The organism is Zavarzinia sp., from assembly GCF_041650655.1.
Taxonomy (GTDB): Bacteria; Pseudomonadota; Alphaproteobacteria; order Zavarziniales; family Zavarziniaceae; genus Zavarzinia.
In genome coordinates this window covers 1-18,316 of the sequence record NZ_JBAZKR010000053.1, presented here as the reverse complement: position 1 = coordinate 18,316, position 18,316 = coordinate 1, and the positions used below count along the sequence as shown (strand labels likewise).

At 66.6% G+C, this 18,316-nt stretch carries 17 protein-coding genes; 8 read left to right on the top strand and 9 right to left on the bottom strand.

The features are described 5' to 3' along the window. Window positions 1-7: 7 nt before the first annotated feature. The 4 genes from pyrE to folK form a co-directional block, all read right to left on the bottom strand. Window positions 8-595 (bottom strand): orotate phosphoribosyltransferase, encoded by a 588-nt coding sequence (gene pyrE, locus WC493_RS13350; protein ID WP_373066021.1) that lies wholly within the window; start codon window positions 593-595, stop codon window positions 8-10. 16 nt (window positions 596-611) lie between these two features. After that, window positions 612-2,774, bottom strand: coding sequence for a bifunctional (p)ppGpp synthetase/guanosine-3',5'-bis(diphosphate) 3'-pyrophosphohydrolase (locus WC493_RS13345; protein ID WP_373066020.1), 2,163 nt, complete (start codon window positions 2,772-2,774; stop codon window positions 612-614). 93 nt (window positions 2,775-2,867) lie between these two features. Next, on the bottom strand, window positions 2,868-3,254 hold the full coding sequence (rpoZ, locus tag WC493_RS13340) for a DNA-directed RNA polymerase subunit omega (RefSeq protein ID WP_373066019.1): 387 nt from the start codon (window positions 3,252-3,254) through the stop codon (window positions 2,868-2,870). Between the two features lie 72 nt (window positions 3,255-3,326). Beyond that, entirely contained in the window at window positions 3,327-3,833 is a 507-nt protein-coding gene (gene folK, locus WC493_RS13335) for a 2-amino-4-hydroxy-6-hydroxymethyldihydropteridine diphosphokinase (RefSeq protein ID WP_373066033.1), read from the bottom strand. Window positions 3,834-3,952: 119 nt separating this feature from the next. On the opposite strand from folK, the gene WC493_RS13330 reads away from it, so the two are divergent. Then, a complete protein-coding gene (locus tag WC493_RS13330) occupies window positions 3,953-4,579 on the top strand; it encodes an NYN domain-containing protein (RefSeq protein WP_373066018.1) in 627 nt (208 codons plus the stop codon). Window positions 4,580-4,615: 36 nt separating this feature from the next. Here WC493_RS13330 and WC493_RS13325 read toward each other — a convergent pair whose 3' ends face one another. Next, window positions 4,616-4,963 carry a cupin domain-containing protein gene (locus WC493_RS13325; RefSeq protein ID WP_373066017.1) on the bottom strand — a complete coding sequence of 116 codons (348 nt, stop codon included), beginning with the start codon at window positions 4,961-4,963 and terminating at the stop codon, window positions 4,616-4,618. Beyond that, on the bottom strand, window positions 4,960-5,745 hold the full coding sequence (locus tag WC493_RS13320; RefSeq protein WP_373066016.1) for a Bax inhibitor-1/YccA family protein: 786 nt from the start codon (window positions 5,743-5,745) through the stop codon (window positions 4,960-4,962). The genes WC493_RS13325 and WC493_RS13320 overlap by 4 nt, the downstream gene beginning before the upstream one ends. A gap of 91 nt (window positions 5,746-5,836) precedes the next feature. Here WC493_RS13320 and WC493_RS13315 point away from each other — a divergent pair, with 91 nt between their 5' ends. Continuing rightward, complete coding sequence (locus tag WC493_RS13315) at window positions 5,837-7,462, top strand: hypothetical protein (RefSeq protein WP_373066015.1); 1,626 nt, start codon at window positions 5,837-5,839, stop codon at window positions 7,460-7,462. Between the two features lies 1 nt (window position 7,463). Here the strand turns inward: WC493_RS13315 and WC493_RS13310 are convergent, their stop codons facing one another. The 3 genes from WC493_RS13310 to WC493_RS13300 all read right to left on the bottom strand — a co-directional run bounded on the left by WC493_RS13310 (window position 7,464) and on the right by WC493_RS13300 (window position 11,216). After that, entirely contained in the window at window positions 7,464-9,179 is a 1,716-nt protein-coding gene (locus tag WC493_RS13310) for an ABC transporter ATP-binding protein/permease (protein ID WP_373066014.1), read from the bottom strand. Between the two features lie 84 nt (window positions 9,180-9,263). Further along, window positions 9,264-10,499: an MFS transporter gene (locus WC493_RS13305; RefSeq protein ID WP_373066013.1), complete on the bottom strand. Its 1,236-nt coding sequence runs from the start codon at window positions 10,497-10,499 to the stop codon at window positions 9,264-9,266. A 255-nt stretch (window positions 10,500-10,754) separates the two neighbouring features. Beyond that, entirely contained in the window at window positions 10,755-11,216 is a 462-nt protein-coding gene (locus tag WC493_RS13300) for a hypothetical protein (protein WP_373066012.1), read from the bottom strand. 929 nt (window positions 11,217-12,145) lie between these two features. Between WC493_RS13300 and WC493_RS13295 the strand changes: the two genes are divergently transcribed. The 6 genes from WC493_RS13295 (at window position 12,146) to WC493_RS13270 (ending at window position 17,751) form a co-directional block, all read left to right on the top strand. Next, complete coding sequence (locus tag WC493_RS13295; protein WP_373066011.1) at window positions 12,146-13,642, top strand: aromatic/alkene/methane monooxygenase hydroxylase/oxygenase subunit alpha; 1,497 nt, start codon at window positions 12,146-12,148, stop codon at window positions 13,640-13,642. Between the two features lie 61 nt (window positions 13,643-13,703). Next, entirely contained in the window at window positions 13,704-13,964 is a 261-nt protein-coding gene (locus tag WC493_RS13290) for a toluene-4-monooxygenase system B family protein (protein ID WP_373066010.1), read from the top strand. Between the two features lie 24 nt (window positions 13,965-13,988). After that, the gene (locus tag WC493_RS13285) at window positions 13,989-14,327 is read left to right on the top strand and encodes a Rieske 2Fe-2S domain-containing protein (RefSeq protein WP_373066009.1); all 339 of its coding nucleotides are present in this window, start codon (window positions 13,989-13,991) and stop codon (window positions 14,325-14,327) included. Window positions 14,328-14,346: 19 nt separating this feature from the next. Beyond that, window positions 14,347-14,661 carry an MmoB/DmpM family protein gene (locus tag WC493_RS13280; RefSeq protein ID WP_373066008.1) on the top strand — a complete coding sequence of 105 codons (315 nt, stop codon included), beginning with the start codon at window positions 14,347-14,349 and terminating at the stop codon, window positions 14,659-14,661. A gap of 28 nt (window positions 14,662-14,689) precedes the next feature. Continuing rightward, window positions 14,690-15,688 carry an aromatic/alkene monooxygenase hydroxylase subunit beta gene (locus tag WC493_RS13275; protein WP_373066007.1) on the top strand — a complete coding sequence of 333 codons (999 nt, stop codon included), beginning with the start codon at window positions 14,690-14,692 and terminating at the stop codon, window positions 15,686-15,688. Between the two features lie 245 nt (window positions 15,689-15,933). Further along, a complete protein-coding gene (locus WC493_RS13270; protein ID WP_373066006.1) occupies window positions 15,934-17,751 on the top strand; it encodes a sigma 54-interacting transcriptional regulator in 1,818 nt (605 codons plus the stop codon). Window positions 17,752-18,316 lie beyond the last annotated feature (565 nt).

The following is an 18,316-nucleotide window of genomic DNA, read 5'->3' as shown; positions in this document are numbered from 1 at the left end:
AACACTCCTATTTCAGGCCCCGGCTGCCCGGCTTGATCGCCGGCAGGGCGGCGAGTTCGGGCGGCAGGGCATCGGCCGGATAGGCCGGCACGTCGAGCCGGACGAGCGGGATCAGCGGCACGCCGATATCGGCCTTGCCGTCGGAACGGTCGACCAGCGAGGCGCCGGCGACCACCTTGCCCCCCAGGGCTTCGATCACGTCGATGCATTCGCGCGACGAAAGGCCGGTCGTGACCACGTCCTCGACCATCAGGCAGCGCGCCCCTTCCGGGATCTCGAAGCCGCGGCGCAGCACGAATTTGCCGTCCACCCGCTCGACGAAGATCGCGGGCACGCCGAGCTGGCGGCCCATCTCGTAACCGACCACGACACCGCCCATGGCGGGCGAAACCACGAGGTCGATCACCCCCTCGCCCACCACGGCACGCACCTTGTCGGCCAGTGCGGCACACAGGCGGCCCGCCCGCGCCGGGTCCATCAGGACGCGCGCGCATTGCAGATACTTCGGGCTGCGCAGACCCGAGGTCAGAATGAAATGGCCTTCCAGCAGGGCGCCGGCGGCGCGGAACTCGTCCAATACTTGTGCCTGATCCATCACGCTTCCCATTGCCTCAGCCCCGCGCCCGGTCGACCGAGCTGACGGCCGGATTGGCACGCAGCGCGGCGACGATCGAGGTAAGATGCTTCAGATCCCGCACCTCGATATCGATCATCATCTCGACGAAATCGGTGGTGCGGTCGGTGAACTTCAGATTGACGACATTGCCCATGTTCTTGGCGATCACCGTCGCCACGGTCGAGAGCGAGCCGGGCTCGTTCGAGACCACGGCGGTGATGCGCCCGGTGTGCGGCCCTTCCGCCTCGTCGCCCGACCAGGCGAGGTCGAGCCAGCGTTCCGGCTGATCGTTGTATTGCTCCAGCATCTTGCAGTCGATCGAATGCACCGTGACGCCGCGCCCGGTCGAAACGATGCCGACGATGCGGTCCCCCGGCAAGGGGTGGCAGCAGCCGGCGTAATGGATCGCCATGCCCGGGATCAGGCCCTTGATGGGCACGCCCTTGCCCGCGGCCGGGCGGGCCTTGGCACGGCCGATCGGCACGACCTTGGCCTGTTCCTTCAGCTTCTCGCCCGGGAACACCGCCTCGACCACCGCCCGCCCGGTCAGCAACCCCTGGCCGACCGCGACATAGAGATCTTCGACCGATTTCTGGCGCAGGCCGCGCACCGCGACCTCGAGCGCCTTTTCGGAGACTTCGTGGCCGCCCTGCTGGAACGCCTTGGCCAGGATCTCCTTGCCGAGGGCGAGGTACTGGTCGCGCTGCTGATTGCGCAGGAAGCGCCGGATGGCCGACCGGGCATGGCCGGTGACCACCAGGTTTTCCCAGTCCGGGCTCGGCGTCTGGGCCTTGGAGCGGACGATCTCGACCTGGTCGCCATTGGCGAGCTGGGTGCGCAGCGGCTGCAAGCGGCCGTTCACCTTGGCGCCGACGCAGGTATGGCCGACCGAGGTATGGACGGCATAGGCGAAGTCGAGCGGCGTCGCCCCACGCGGCAGGGCGATCAGGTCGCCCTTCGGTGTGAAGCAGAAGACCTGGTCCTGGAACATCTCGAGCTTGGTATGCTCGAGGAATTCTTCCGGCGACGAGGCGTGTTCCAGGATCTCCAGCAGTTCGCGCAGCCAGCGGTACTGCATGCCGTCGGTCGGCGCCGGCTGGTTCGGGGCGGCCGCCCCGGGGCCCGACTTGTAGCGCCAATGTGCAGCGACGCCGAGTTCCGCCTCCTCATGCATCTCGCGCGTTCTGATCTGGACCTCGATCTTCTGCTTCTCGGGGCCGATCACGGTCGAATGCAGGGAACGATAGCCGTTTCGCTTGGGGGTCGAGATGTAGTCCTTGAAGCGACCGGGGACCATCGGATAGGCGCCGTGGATGACGCCGAGCGCCCGGTAGCATTCGCCGATGTCGTCGACGATGATGCGGAAGGCCATGATGTCCGAGAGCTGCTCGAAGGAGATGTTCTTCTTCTCCATCTTGCCCCAGATCGAATAGGGCCGTTTTTCGCGCCCCTGGATCGTGCAATCGATGCCGGCGGCGAGCAGTGTGCGGCGCAGTTGCTCGGACACTTTGGGGATCAGCGTGCCGCCCTTGGTGCGCAGGAAGGCGAGGCGCGCGATGATGCCTTCCCGGGCGTCCGGATTGATCTGACCGAAGGCCAGGTCCTCCAGCTCCTCCTTCATCTCCTGCATGCCGATGCGCTCGGCCAGCGGGGCGTAGATCTCCATCGTCTCGACCGCGATCCGCTTGCGCTTCTCGGGGTCCTTGATGAAATGAAGGGTGCGCATGTTATGCAGGCGGTCGGCCAGCTTGACCAAGAGGACGCGGATGTCGTTCGACATCGCGACCAGCAGCTTCCGGAAATTCTCGGCCTGACGGACCGATTCCGAGGCCGGGCGTTCGAGCTTGGAGAGCTTGGTCACGCCATCGACCAGTTGTGCGATCTTGGGGCCGAACAGGCGCTCGATATCCTCGTAGGTGGCGACCGTATCCTCGATCGTATCGTGCAGCAGGGCGGTAACGATGGTGTTACTGTCCAGCTTCATCTCGGTCAGGATGCCGGCGACCTCGAGGGGATGGGAGAAATAGGGGTCGCCCGAGGCGCGCTTCTGGCTGCCGTGCGCCTTCATCGAGAAGACATAGGCACGGTTCAGCAGGTTTTCGTCCGCCTGCGGGTCGTAGGCGCGGACACGCTCGACCAATTCATATTGGCGGATCACGGCCGATCACCTCGCGCCTTCGGGTGGCACGACCAGCAGGAAAAAACAGGCCGCACCTTTGCGGCGCGGCCTCCGAAACGCGGGCTTTCGCCCTTATTCTTCGTCGCCGTCGTCGTCGCCGCCCAGCGCAGCGTCGAGTTCCGCCGCCAGGTCAGACATCGAGTCGGTAAAAGCCTCGCCCGCCATCGCTTCCATGCCGCCCTCGTGCCCGGCCATCAAGCGGGGCATGTCGTCCTCGACCGGCTCGTCACGCTCGACATGATGCTGCAGGGTGCCGATCAGGCTGTCGCGGAGGCCGGTCAGCGGCACCGTCTCGTCGGCGATCTCGCGGAGCGCCACCACCGGATTCTTGTCGTTGTCACGCGCCACGGTCAGCGGGGCACCCGCGGAAATGGCGCGCGCCCGGTGACCCGCCATGAGCACCAGCTCGAAGCGGTTCGGAACCTTGAGGACACAATCTTCGACGGTTACGCGAGCCATTCGAGGCAACTCCGGCAATCTTGAGGCGAATTGCGAACATAGTGACCGGCTCGGCCAAAAGCAAGATTTGCCTCATGCCGCCAGCGGCCGGCACACCTGCGTGGGATCGAGGGCGGCGATCAGCCCGTCGATCGTCTCGCCCGTGGCCGGGTGGCGCCAGCCGGGCACGATATCGCGGAGCGGCAGCAGGACGAAGGCGCGTTCCGCCATTCGGGGATGGGGCAGGACGAGTTCCGCCATCTGGTCGCACCCGGTCACCAGATCGTCGACCGCCAACAGGTCGAGGTCGAGCACCCGGGCGGCATTGCGCACCGTGCGCCGGCGCCCGAAATCCGCCTCGACACGATGCAGCAGCGCCAGCACTTCCCGCGGGGCGAGTGCGCTCTCGAAGGCGGCCACGGCATTGACGTACCAGGGCTGATCGGAAACCGGCACCGGCGCACTTTCCCACATTCGGGAAGCCGCGAGAAACTGCAGGTCGGGCGAGCCACGCAGTGCCTGCAGGGCAGAAGAAAGCGTTTCGTTTGCCCCACGTCCCTCCAAATCCGGTAAATTTGCACCAAGACCGACGAGAATCATCATCATCCCTTTGCTGGACCGCGGCCTTCCCCTAAACTGGCCCTAATAACAAAACGGTTGGCTATTTGACGTGGCGCCACCGGGCGTGCCCCCGGGGCGTGACGAGGAACCCTTCGCGAATGACATTCTATGCGAACGAGCGTATCGCCCTGTTCATCGACGGGGCGAATTTGTTCTCGGCAGCCCGTAATCTGGGTTTCGACATCGATTACCGTCGCCTGCTGGCTGAATTCGCCAAGCGGGGCCGGTTGACGCGAGCCTATTACTACACGGCGTTGCTCGAGGGCGAGGAATATTCGCCGATCCGCCCGCTGGTCGATTGGCTCGGCTACAACGGCTATATGGTGATCACCAAGCCGGCCAAGGAATTCACCGATGCCCAGGGCCGCCGCCGCATCAAGGGCGGCATGGATATCGAACTGGCTTGTGACATGCTGGATCTCAGCCCGCGGCTCGACCATGCCGTGCTGTTTTCGGGCGACGGCGGTTTCCGCCGCCTGGTCGAGGCGATGCAGGCCCGCGGCGTGCGCGTGACCGTGGTTTCTACGGTGCGTTCCAGCCCGCCCATGATCGCCGACGAGCTGCGCCGCCAGACCGATCATTTCATCGAGCTGGCGGACTTGGCCCCGCTGGTGATGCGCGATCCGGCGATCCGCGAGCAGAACGCCCGCGAACGCAGCAATCACGTGACGGCCGAGGACGAGACTGGCGCCGCCCTCCCGCCCGGCGTGCTCGGGCGGCGCTGAGCCCCCGACCTGGGGGGCTTCGGGGGGAGGCCTCGCCTAATTCGTCTCGTAAACGACGTAGAGCTTGCGCACCGGCTCCAGGCTGGTCCAGACGCCCTTGAAGCCGCTGGGGATCGCGAAGGCGTCCCCGGGGCCGAATTCGCTGGTCGTGCCGTCCTCGCCTTCGAGGCGCACCCGCCCCTCCAGGATCACGCAGATCTCTTCCTCGCTGTAGTCGACGGACCAACTGCCGGCCGTCGAGGTCCAGATGCCGGAGAACAGGCGCCCGGTCGCGTCGGCATAATCGTTCCACAAGCGGGTGGTCGGCGCCCCCGCCAGGATGCGGGCGGGCACCCCGGCCTCGCCCTCGCCCTGGCAGCGCCCGAGACGGACGACTGTGCTCAATTCCGCCCCCGGATCTTGACCAGCAGGCGCAGGATCTCGAGGTAGAGCCAGATCAGCGTCACCAGGAGGCCGAAGGCGGCATACCATTCCATATATTTGGGCGCGCCGACCTCCACGCCCTTCTCGATGAAGTCGAAATCGAGCACCAGGTTGAGCGCCGCGATGCCGACCACGATCAGGCTGAAGATAATGCCGTAGGTCCCGCCCTCGTGGATCATCGGAATGCGGATGCCGAAGAACATCAGCCCGATGTCGACCAGATAGACCAGGGCGATGGCCCCGGTCGCCGATACCACCATGAGCTTGAAATTCTCGGTCGCCTTGATCAGGCCCGAACGATAGGCGAAGAGCAGCACGGCGAAGACGCCGAGGGTCAGCAGCACGGCCTGCAGCACGATGCCCGGGAACTGCATTTCGGTGAAGAGCGAGATGCCGCCGATCACCACGCCTTCGGCGAGCGCGTAGATCGGCGCGGTGACACCCGCCCAGTCCCGCTTGAAGGTGGTGACCAGGGCCGCGATCAGGCCGATCACCAAGGCCACCATGATGGCGCCGCCGAGCACGCCCAGGCGCTGCTCGTTCTGTTCGGCGATCGCCCGGGCGAAGGCGTACCAGACATAGGCGGCCGTGCCCATCATGGCTAAGAACAGGATCGCTGTCCGGTTGACGACGCCGTTCAGGGTCATGCCGCTCGCCGCCGCCACGCCACCAGTCCCCATGCGGGCCGCCTGGGCCGCCGAGGTGAAGGCACTTTCACGCAACATCGGATTGCCGGAACGCATCGCTCGATCCCCCTGTCGTCGCCGCTGTCCGCTGCGATCCTAACACAGCGCGGCAACCAGTCCTTAACGATGTGCCCCCTAACTTGTGGTCATGACCACAGGGAACGACGACGACAACAGCAACAAGGACCAGGCCTCCATCGCCCGGGCCCAGGCGATCGTCCATTCTCTGCCGCCGGAGAAGGCAGCCAAACTGCTCTCGGAACTGCCCACGGGCGGCCGCCAGGAAGAGGCCGTGGCGCCGATCCGCAGCGCCCTGGTCGAACGCCTCAACCAACTCCGGCCGCAGCGTGCGCGTCGTCTGTTCACCAGTCTCCTGCAACCCTTCCTGATCGACGACATGGCGGACGACGATCCGCCGTTCCGCATCCCGTTCGCCTTCCACCGGACCGACATCGGCGCCATCTGGGCCGCCATGGCGCGGAGCGTCTTCCCCGACAAAGCCGCGGAAGCGACCCAGTTGATGGACGAATTGTGCCGCGACCAACTGGTCGACGATGCGCTGACGCTGCCCGAGGCACGGGCGATGCGCGAGAAACTGCGCCAGGCCGCCCACGCCCGCCTCTCCACTTTCCTCACGGACCGGAGCGCGAACGACGCCTTCGTCACGCTGGCCAACGCCCTCCGCGACCGCCTGTCGCCCCAAGATCGACATGGCGCCGTACCGATCGGCTGGCCCCTGATCCAGGAACTGGTCGAAGTCCTGGGCGCCTACCCGCTGGTCACGCCGGTGGTTTCGGATTTCCTGGCCCAAACCCCGCCCCACGCCGATTCGGAAGCCACTGCGCGGTCGCTGATCGACGCGACCATCGCCCTCGGACGCCAGCTCGGCGCGGCCGGATTGCAGGCCCGCACGGCGGAAATCCTGCCAGCCGCCCTGCTGATCGGCCGTGGCGCCTATGGTGCCGTCGCCCGCTATCTGTCCGAAAGGGGCTTCGCCAGCGCTCCCCGTGTGGCGCAGGGGCTGGCCGCGGAAATGGCCGACCGGCTGTCCGCCCTGGCCCGCGACTTCCAGACCCTGTTACCGGAGACACGGCGCGACGACGGCCCCCTCGCCGTCGATCCCGACGCGGTCGACCGCCTCCAGTCGCGAATGCACAGGCTCGAAGAGATCATCCTCGCGGTCCGCCATTCCGGGCTGCTGGATTCACGCGAACTCCAGCCGGTGCTCCGCGATGTCGTGAACGATGCGGTGGCCAGGCTCGAGCACGGGCCGCTCGGCCGCCTGACCCGCCGCTTCGCCGCCGCCCTGGCGAGCCGCGGCCATGCCGTCGGCGACAGTGCCGACATCCGGCGCCTGACCACCCTGCTCGTTCGCCTGCGCGCGGCCCTGCGCCCGACCGACTTGCCGATCTTCGCCCTCAACCGCTGGCGCGATCAGCTTCTGGCCGAGGTCGAAGGCGCGACACAGCGGGCGGCCCGCATCGAGGCCGAAGAAGACGCCGCCCTTTCCGAGCGCTTCGCCCATCTCGAACGGATCGAGACCTTGGCGGAAGTCGCCGGCGCCACCATCGTGCCGATGCTGCAACCGTCGAGCCGCCATACGCAGCTCGTGGTCGCCGCCCGCCTGTCCGACCCCCGCCCCTTCTCGCCGGTCGCCCAGCGCCTGTGCGCCGGCTTCGCGGCGACCGTGCGGGGCGAGATCGCCAAGGTGCGCTACTGGCGGAATCCGGACATGCTGTCGATCGACGCCCTGGCCGCCGCGCGCGGAATCTGACTCACTCCGCCGGTTGCGCCGCCGCCTCGCCCAGGTGGTATTCGCGGTCGTGGAAGGCCTTCAGGCTGCCCCGGTGCCCGATCGAGACGATCGTCGTCTCCGGCAGCCGGGCCTTGATCACCCGGTAAAGCCGGCCCTCCATCCCCTCGTCCATGGCCGAGGTGGCCTCGTCCATGAAAAGCCAATTCGGCCGATGCACCAGGGCGCGGGCGATCGCCAGGCGCTGCAACTCACCGCCCGACAGCCGGGCCTGCCAATGGCCCCGCTCGTCCAGCCGGTCGCCGAGATCGGGCAGGTCGACATCGGCCAGGGCCTGACGCAGCAGGCCGTCGTCCACGGCCCCTTCTGGCGCCGGATAGGTCACGGCCGCGCGCAGCGTGCCGACCGGGACATAGGGTTTCTGCGGCAGGAACAGGGTTTGGCGGCCGAGCGCCGCCTCGGGCATCTCGATCCGGCCGCGGCTGAAGGGCCAGATGTCGGCCAGCACGCGGAACAGGGTCGACTTGCCGATGCCGGAACGGCCGGTGACCAGCAGGTCCTCGCCCTTCTTCAGGGTGAGCGAGGTCGCGAACAGCGGCGTGCCGTCCGGCAGGCCGACTTCGAGCCCGTCGACCGACCAGTCCTCGCCCTGGACCGCCTTGCGCTGGGTTTCCACCTCCAGGCGCTCGGCCTCCTCCAGCACTTCGACGAAGCCGGTCAGACGCTGCACCACCGCGGCCCATTCGGCCAGCGAGGTATAGAAATTGGCGAACCAGGAAAAGCCGTCCTGCACCCGGCCGAAGGCGCCGGCGGTCTGGGTCATGGCGCCGAATTCGACGGCGCCGGTGAAATAGACCGGGGCCATGGCGACATAGGGCAGCAGCAACACGCCCTGGTCCAGGGCGGCCTGCACGCCGACCAGGAATTTCTGCCGGTTGACGATGGCGAGCAGGCTGCGCCGCACTTCCTCGAAACGGCCGACCAGGCGGCCGCGCTCGGCCTCGCCGCCGCCGTAGAGGGCGATCGCCTCGGCATTCTCGCGCGTGCGGACCAGGTCGAAGCGGAAATTCGCCTCGCGCCGCTCGCGGTCGAAGTTCAGCCGGGCCAGCGGCCGGCCGATCTTGTGCAGGATGAAGGTGACCAGGGCGGAATAGACCAGCGCCGCCCAGAACAGCACCCCCGGGATGGCGATCGTGGTCCCGCCCAGGGTGATCTGCGACAGCGGTTCCGACAGTTCCCACAGGATGAAGGAGAAGGAGACCAGCGTCGCGCCGTTCGATATGAAGGCGAGCGAGAGGTTGAGCGTGCTCTCGACGAATTGGCGCAGGTCTTCGGCGATACGCTGGTCGGGGTTGTCGGTCTCGCGATGCGTCATCTGCATGCGGTAGTAGGCGCTCGACGCCGTCCAGCGGCCGAGCAGGTGGTTGGTGAGCCAGGTGCGCCAGCGGATCTGGAAAATCTGCGTCAGCACATAGCGCAGCACCGCGATCGTGACGTAGACGAAGCCCAATTCGACGAAGACCAGGGATTCATGCCAGAAGCTCGCCTCGTCGCGCTTCTGCAGCGCCGTGTAGAAGCGGTTGTTCCACTGGTTGATGCGGACGTTGACGTCGACCAGGACGAAGCTAAGGGCGACCAAGAAAATGAAGAAGCCGAGCGCCCAGAGGCCGCTGCGGGACTTGAAATAGGGCAGGGTCAAGGCCCAGAGCTGCTTCAGGAATATGCCGAAATTCTTCATTGCCCCCTCACCGTCCCGCGGAATCATGCCATCGCCCGCCCAGGCGGGAGAGCATGCCAGAAACCCGGCATAAATGCGGCGGGATCAGAGCACGGGCTTGCGCCGGCTGCTTGTGACCAGTGTCACACCGGCGAGCGCCGTGAGCATTCCGCCGACCGCGGTCGCCGCGACCACGTCCAGGGCTTCGGCCAGGGCGCCGATGAACAGGCCGCCGAAGGGCGCCATGCCCAGGAACATCGTGGCATAGAGCGCCATCACCCGGCCGCGCAGGGCATCCGGCACCGTGGTCTGCACGATGATATTGGCGCTGCCCACTTCGATCATGAGCGAGAAGCCGGCCAGCGCCAGGCAGGCGAGCGCCAAGGGATAGAGGTCGCACAGCGCGAAGAGCGCCAGCATGGCCCCGAAAGCGCCGGCGGCGATGCCGGGCACCGCGATCCGGGGCGCCCGGCCCAGGAAGGCCAGGGTGAGCGCGCCGGCCAAGGCGCCCCCGCCGGCCGAGGCCATGAGGGCGCCCAGCGTGGCCGGCCCGCCGCCGTGCTTCAGCGCGGCGAAGACCGGCAGCAGCGTCGTATAGGGCATGCCCACGAGGCTGGTCCAGCCGACCAGGAGAAGGAGCTTCCGCACCGCCGCCTCGCCCCAGGCATAGCGCAAACCTTCGGCCAGGGCAGCCAGGCCACGGGTGGTGCCGGCCGCCGCCGGCGGCCCGACCAGCGGCATGACCAGGAGGCCCAGGATGACGGCGGCGAAACTGGCCGCATTGATGGCGAAGCACCAGCCTTCGCCGACCCAGGCGACGATCAGCCCGCCCAGCGCCGGCCCGACCATGCGCGCCCCGTTGAAGAGGGAGGAATTGAGTGCGATGGCATTGGGCAGGTCGTCCCGCCCCACCATCTCGACGACGAAGGATTGCCGCGCCGGCACGTCGATCGCCTGCACGATGCCGGAGAGCGCCGCCACCGCCATCACCATGGGCACGGTCACCAGGCCGGACAGGGTGAGGCCGGCGAGCAAGGCCGCCAGCATCATCTGGATTGCCTGGGTGACCACGATCAGCCGCCGCTTCGGCCAGCGGTCCGCCAAGGCGCCGGCCGGGGCCGAGAGCAGGAAGACCGGCAATTGCCCGGCGAAGACCACGGTACCGAGCAGCAGCGGCGAGCCGGTCAGGCGATAGACCAGCCAGCTCTGCGCCACCGACTGGACCCAGGTCCCGGTCAGGGAGACTGCCTGGCCTGCGAAGAAGAAACGGAAGGCCGGATGGCGCAGCGCCCGCCCGAGCCGGCCGAAGCCGCGCGGACCGGTCTCCAGGATCTCTGCCATCTGCCTGACCGACGCCTTTCGCCCTGCCTTGAAATGACCTTATTTTCGCCCCCGATGCGCACCATTCGGAAGCGACCTTCTAACCGTCGCCAGAGAGCACGGCGACCGCCGAGCCCCCGAAAAGGGGTGGCGCCGAGGGTTCCGTCAATCCCCTGCCCCCTCCAAGCCCCGACGGAATTCTCGAAACCTGCACGGCGATGCGAAGCCCGGCCGATCCCCCTCCGGCCGGGCTTCCCCGCTTTCAGGGCACAGCCATCAGGGGTTGGCCGGCCGGGGCAGGCAATTCTCGATGATCTGATAGCATTGTTCCAGGCGCTGGGTCTGGCGCACGTCGGTGCCGCCATAGACCACGCGGGCGACCTTGCCGTTGCGAATGGTGAAACTGGCCCGGCAGTTCTGGCTGTCGTCGACATAGGGTGTCGGCCCGATCGGCATGCCGAAGCCATAGCCGATATTGCCCGAACCGCCGAAGAAGCCGAGACCGACACTGGGCCCGGCGGCATAGCCGGACAGGGTGCGGCTCTCGTAGGTCAGCACCTCTTCGTTGGGGACCGAGGCGACCGACGCCGCCGGCGCCCCGGCGCAGGACAGGAGATCGGCCTTGCTCATGCCGATCAGGCTGGTCTGAGCCTGCAGGGCGGCATCCGCCCGCGGGCTGGCGCAGGCGCCCAGGGCCCCTGCCACGGCGACGAGCGCCATCCATTTCATGCGTGCCATGCTCGGCATTCCTTCCCACAGGGGACCCTATGCTGCGACCCCGGTGACGGCGGATCTGTGACCGCCGTCACGTCTCTTGTGATCCGGGAACGGCGGCAGGGAAAGGGGCTTTCGCACCCCGACGCCGCGCCCGTAACAACCACTCGATTTGGCACCAATAATCCGCAGGCCGAGGGAGATTGGGAATTTCCCGCAGTTCGGCTGTTTTTCACGGCTCGCCGATGACAAGTACCCGGCCGCTGTCTAACGTCCTCCCCGGGGAGAGCCTGTAACCACATGCGAACAATCGCCGATGAGAAAATCTGCCGGCACACAATCGCGGCGCGCAAATTCACGCCGCTCCGCTGCGCCGTGATCGCCCGCCGCCATGACGGCGCTGCAACCCACCTGTCGAATTTGGTTCGACCGCGGCTCGTTGCGTTAACGGATTTGATGATCTCAGCAAACCACGCCCGCCGCCCTGCCCTCGCCCGCCGCCCGCCGCGGCTCCGCATGGGGCTTCGGCCGCGCCACCGCAGCGCGGCAACGAACTTTCGCGGCGCACCCGGGGCACCCAAGGCAAGGGCCGAGAGGCCAGCCTCGGCGCAAGTTTGCCGTCCGGTGCAACGCAGCGAAATCAACTGAGGGAGAGAGCGGCACACCACGGCCCGGGCGCGCCGCCGCGTAGTTGGCACGGCGGTTGCTAGAAAACGCCCAACAGAGGCACGAAGACCCTGCCGGGACGGGATAACCCGCCCGGCATTCGGGGAGGAAAAGAAGCGGACCGCTGCGGGAAGGACGGCGGCCGGAAATTCCACAGATCGAGGCCGTAATGATCCGATGCCGTCCGTGCCGCTCGCCGGAACGGCCCATCGGCAGCACGGCACGCCACGAATTTCAGTCCCGCGGACCGGGCGGCCCGCGGACCACGCTCAAGGGAGGACTGCATAATGACCAAGCTCGCATCGAGCGACTATTACGATCTGGTCCGCACGACCAACTGGACACCCAGCTACGTCTCCGAGGACGAGCTCTTCCCGGAAATGATGTCGGGCGCGCGCGGCATCCCGATGGAGAAGTGGGAATCCTTCGACGAACCCTATAAGGTTACCTACAACGATTACGTCGCGACCCAGCGCGAGAAGGACGCCGGCGTCTATTCCGTGCGTGCGGCCCTCGAGCGCGCCAATTTCGTCGACAGCGCCGATCCGGGCTGGATCTCCACCCTGCAGGCCCATTACGGCGCCCTCGCCGTCGCCGAATATGGTGCCGCCACCGCCGAAGCGCGCATGGCCCGCTTCTCCAAGGCGCCGGGCAACCGCAACATGGCGACCTTCGGCATGCTGGACGAGACCCGCCACGGCCAGATCCAGCTCTTCTTCCCGCACGAGCACACCAAGCGCAGCCGCCAGTGGGACTGGGCCTACAAGGCGATGCACACGAACGAATGGGCCGCCCTCGCCGCGCGCCACATGTTCGACGACATGATGTTCACCCGTGATGCGGCCTCGGTCGCCATCATGCTGACCTTCGCCTTCGAGACCGGCTTCACCAACATGCAGTTCCTCGGCCTCGCGGCCGACGCCGCCGAAGCCGGCGACCACACTTTCTCCAGCCTGATCTCCTCGATCCAGACCGACGAATCCCGCCATGCCCAGCAGGGCGGCCCGGTGCTGAAGATCCTGATCGAGAACGGCAAGAAGGCCGAAGCGCAGAAGATGATCGACATCATCTTCTGGCGTGCCTGGAAGCTGTTCTCCGTCCTGACCGGCCCGATCCTCGACTATTACACCCCGCTCGAACACCGCAAGCAGTCGTTCAAGGAGTTCATGCAGGAGTGGATCATCGGCCAGTTCGAGCGTCAGCTGAACGACCTCGGCCTCGATACGCCCTGGTACTGGGACGAGTTCATCCGCTCGCTCGACGAGACCCATCACGGCATGCACATGGGCGTCTGGTACTGGCGCCCGACCGTGTGGTGGAACCCGGCCGCCGGCGTCTCGCCCGAAGAGCGCGAATGGCTCGAAGAGAAATATCCGGGCTGGAACAAGACCTTCGGCCGCTGCTGGGACCAGATCACCGAGAACCTGCGGAACGGCCGCGAGGACCTGACCCTGCCGCAGACCCTGCCCTCGATCTGCAACATGTGCAACCTGCCGTTGGTCGGCACCCCGGGCGACGGCTGGAATGTGAAGGATTACCAGCTCCTGCACGAAGGCCGGCTCTACCACTTCGGCTCCGAAGTCGACCGCTGGGTGTTCCAGCAGGACCCAGAGCGTTACAAGGGCCACATGAACTTCATCGACCGCTTCCTGTCCGGCAAGGTCCAGCCGGCCGACCTCGCGGGTGCCCTGAAGTACATGGGCCTGGCGCCGGGCGAATGCGGCGTCGACGCCCATGGCTATGCCTGGGCCGGCATCGGCGCGAGCAGCCGCGCCGCCGAATGATCATCGGGCCGGGCGGGGTCCGTCCCCGCCCGTTCCGCCCCACAGAAAACACGAGGAAAACATGGCCCAGTTCCCCATCAGCTCCAATTTCGAGGGCGATTTCGTGGTCCAGCTCGTCGCCGTCGACGATGCCGCCACCATGGACGAAGTCGCCGCCGCCTGCGCCGAACATTCGGTCAACCGCCGCGTCGCCCCGCGTCCTGGCAAGATCCTGCGCGTGCGCCGGCATTCGAACGGCGAAGTCTTTCCGCGCGAGATGAAGCTGAAGGACGCCGGCCTGCTGCCGACCGAGACGGTCGACGTGATTTTCACCGACATCTGACGAACGCGGCGGGAAGGCATAGCAATGGCATTCGAGAAGATCTGCTCCCTGGACGACGTCTGGGAAGGAGAGATGGAGGAATTCACCACCCCGTCCGGGCGCGACGTCCTGATCGTCGGCCTGGAGGGCGGCCAGGTGAAGGCGTTCCAGTCCATGTGCCCGCATCAGGAGATCGCCCTCGTCGAAGGGACCTTCGAGAACGGCGTCATCACCTGCCGGGCCCACCTCTGGCAGTTCGACTGCCAGAGCGGCGCCGGCCTCAACCCGACCGACTGCCACATCGTCGAATATCCGAGCAAGATCGTCGGCGAGGACGTCCTGGTCGACGTCGCCGGGGTCGAGCCCAGCAAATCCCACACCTGACGCCGGAACGGACATCGCCATGAGCAAGAAGAGCACCGCCGACGGTTACAAGAACAACCGTGTCGGCCCCATTCTGCGGGCCGGCGACGTCGCCCAGGCCGCCATCCAGGCGGTCGAGGACGACAACCCGGGCAAGGAGGTCCACATCGAGGACCGCACCGCCTATATCCGCATCGAATGCGAGGACGAATGCGTGCTGACGCGCGCCTCGATGGAAGCCGCCCTCGGCCGGCCGTTCCAGATGCGCGAGCTGGAGATCAACCTCGGGTCCTTCTCGGGTCAGATCGACACCTCGCCGGAGCGGATCCGCTTCTACCTCGCCCATCACATCTGACGAAAAGAATTCCCGGGAAGGAAACCCCATGTCGAGCGCACCCGAACCCCTGAAGCCGCTGCGCACCTGGTCGCATCTGGCCGATCGCCGCAAGCGGCCGAGCGAATATGAGATCGTCTCCACCCGCCTGCACTACCGCCGGCGCGACCCCGACGTGCCGTGGGAACTCGATCCCAACCTGCCGATGAACGACTGGTACCGGAAGTACTGCAACGAGAGCCCGTTGCGGCACCCGGACTGGGACCTGTTCCAGGACCCGGACCAGCTCGTCTACCGCACCTACAACATCCTGCAGGACGGCCAGGAAGCCTACGTCGGCAGCCTGCTCGACCAGCTCAGCGATCGCGGCCACGACGAGATGCTGGAGCGCGAGTGGGCCGAGGTCCTGGCCCGCGCCTATACCCCCGCGCGTTACATCTTCCATACGCTGCAGATGGCCTCCGCCTATCTGTCGCAAGTGGCACCGGCCAGCACCATCTCCACCTGCGCCATGTTCCAGACCGCGGATTCGCTCCGCTGGGTCACCCACACCGCCTATCGCACCGTCGAGCTCGGTCGGGCCCACCAGGGCCTCGGCATCGGCACGGACGAGCGCGCCCATTTCGAGAAGGATCCGGCCTGGCAGGGCTTCCGCAAGCTCGCCGAGAAGGTCCTGGTGGTGTGGGACTGGGCGGAATGTTTCGCGGCCCTGAACCTGGTGCTGAAACCCGCGGTCGAAGAGGCCCTGCTCGGCGCCCTCGGCGATGCCGCGCGCAACCATGGCGACACGCTCTACGGCATGCTCTCGCAGGCCCATATGCGTGACGCCGAACGTCATCGCCGCTGGGCCGCCAAGCTGGTCGAACTCGCCGTGTCGCAGCCGGGCAACCGCGAGCTGCTGGCGGGCTGGATCGCCAAGTGGCAGCCGCTGGCCAACGAGGCGATCGACGCCTATTGCGCCGCCCTGCCCGACGGCGAGGAACTGGCCGCCGCCGCCAAGAGCCGCGTCGCCGGATTCCATGCCGGCATGGGCTTCGCCAAGTCGTAATGGCCGGACCGCCGCATCCCCTGGGTGCGGCGGTTCCCCCTTTATTGGATCATGTGACGCGAAACTTCCGGATATGCGTGTAATCCCGATGGAAATGGCGCCAATAACGGCCTTCCCAATACTGAAAAACTCGACGTCGCAGTAGTAACCCGGTACTCCTGAGATCGGGCCTGATCCAAGAAAAACAACACCGAGGAGGGGCCGACAGGACGAAGAGCCTGCGGCCTGGGCAAGGAGGAAAAGTGATGGAGGCCGTCATCCGCGAGTTTCCCGCGGCGGGGAAGACGCCGCCCAACCGCCCAACGCAGAACGACGTCGGCCGGTCCTTCCCGGACATGGACGATCTCGCCGCGCGCGTCCGCTTCTGTCCCAAGGTCGGACGGATCTGGCTCGACGACAGCCGGATGGTGCTGCTGCACAACCGCTCGCTCGGCGCGCTCCGCCGCGAGCTGATCGAAACCCTGGGCATCCAGGGTGCCCGCGCCCTGATCACCCGCATGGGCTATGCCTCCGGTGCCCAAGACGCCGAAATCGCCGTGAAGGTGCGCGGCGGCCGCGACTTCTTCGACTTCTCCACGGTCGGCCCCCAGCTCCACATGATCGAGGGCATCGTCACGGTCGAGCCGGTCCGCATCGAGACCGACATCAACACCGGCCGTTTCTACGGCGAATTCCTCTGGCACGACTCCTGCGAGGACGAAATCCACATCGGCGCCTATGGCATCGGCAGCGAGCCGGCGTGCTGGATGCAGATCGGCTATGCCTCGGGCTATACCAGCGTCTTCATGGGCCGTCCCATGCTGTTCCGCGAAGTCGAGTGCCGCTCGATGGGCAATGCCCATTGCCGCATCATCGGCAAGCCGGTGGCGGAATGGAGCGGGGCCGACGAAGACATCCGCTACCTCCAGCCCCACGCCTTCGCCAACAAGCCGAGCCAGAGCAAGATCGTCCTCTCGAGCGCCCCGGCGGAAAAGCAGGACGCGCCTTCGACCGAGAGCCGGCCGCCCTCGCAGGGCAAGAACCTGGTCGGCGCCTCGCCCGGCTTCAACGTCGTCTGCCACATGATCGAAAAGGTCGCCGGCACGTCGGCGACCGTCCTGCTGCTCGGTGAGTCCGGCGTCGGCAAGGAGATGTTCGCGCAGACCCTGCACAAGATCAGCAACCGCGCGGCCGGCCCCTTCATCGCCGTCAATTGCGCGGCGATCCCCGAGCAGCTCGTCGAAGCCGAACTCTTCGGTGTCGAAAAGGGCGCCTATACCGGCGCCGTGGTGTCACGGCCCGGCCGTTTCGAGCGGGCCAACGGCGGCACCCTCTTCCTCGACGAAATCGGCACCCTCAGCCTCGCCGCCCAGGGCAAGCTGCTGCGCGCCCTGCAGGAAGGCGAGATCGAGCGGGTCGGCGATTCCCGCAGCCGCAAGGTCGACGTCCGCCTGGTCGCCGCGACCAACGTGAACCTGCGCGCCGGGGTGGCCGAAGGCACCTTCCGCGAGGACCTGTTCTATCGCCTCAACGTCTTCCCGATCCAGATCCCGCCACTGCGCGATCGCCGGGCCGACATCCCCCTGCTGCTGAACCATTTCCTCGGTTATTTCTGCGACCGCCACGGCAAGTCGATGACCGGCTTCACGCAGCGCGCGATCACCAGCCTCTATGCCTATCGCTGGCCCGGCAACGTGCGCGAACTCGAGAATATGGTGGAACGCGGCGTGATCCTGGCGCCCGACAATGGCGCCATCGATCTCTGCCATCTCTTCACCTCGGGCGAGCGGGTCGACCCCTATGTCCTCGGCATGGACGAGGACGGCCAGCTCAATTCGGTGATGGAAGACCGCGTGGCGCCGCGGCCGGTTTCCGGCGGCGGTGTCGAACAGCTCATCCGCACGGTGCTGCGCTCCCACATGCCACTCGACCAGCTCGAGGAGAGCCTGCTCAAGGCCGCCGTCGAACAGGCAAACGGCAATATTTCCGAAGCGGCCCGCATCCTCGGCATCAGCCGGGCCCAACTCGCCTACCGCCTGAAGAAGGCCCATTCCGGCATCGAGCCGGATCCGCAGGACCTCTGATCCCTGCACCGGCGCGGCTTCGGCCGCGCCGGGCACAGCCCCGACCACTTCCATCGGATCGGGCGCCCGTGCCGGCTACCGGCACTCCCACTGCCCCCTCTAACGCCCCGTCTCGCCATCGCACTGCCGCGCCCCGGCGGTCGGGACGCCTTGCATTACATCTGGGCCGGACGTCGATACCTCACATGATCCATCGGCGCATCTTCTGCGAAGGGTGGCGGCGGCGCCGGCTGATCAATTCATCCAATTTATACCAACTCTCGAGAGCAGTTTCCGATTTGCGGAATATGCAACGCAGCAAATCCCTCAGGGTTGATGTTGCCACGCACCCAAAGAGAATAATTTCTCCAGCGAATTCAAAGACTTGTGACGTTTGCAGGGCACACGGCGGCAGTTGGCAACCTTCTTGCATTTGGAGGGACAAAAGCCGTCGCCCAAAGCGACGGCGCAATAGGGAGAAGACGCTTGGGGAAGAAGACAGATCCGATCCGGCGGGGTTGGAGCGCGCGGAAGCAGCCGGCGTGGGCGGGCTCACTGGCCATTCTCGCCGGCCTGTTGGTGGTGC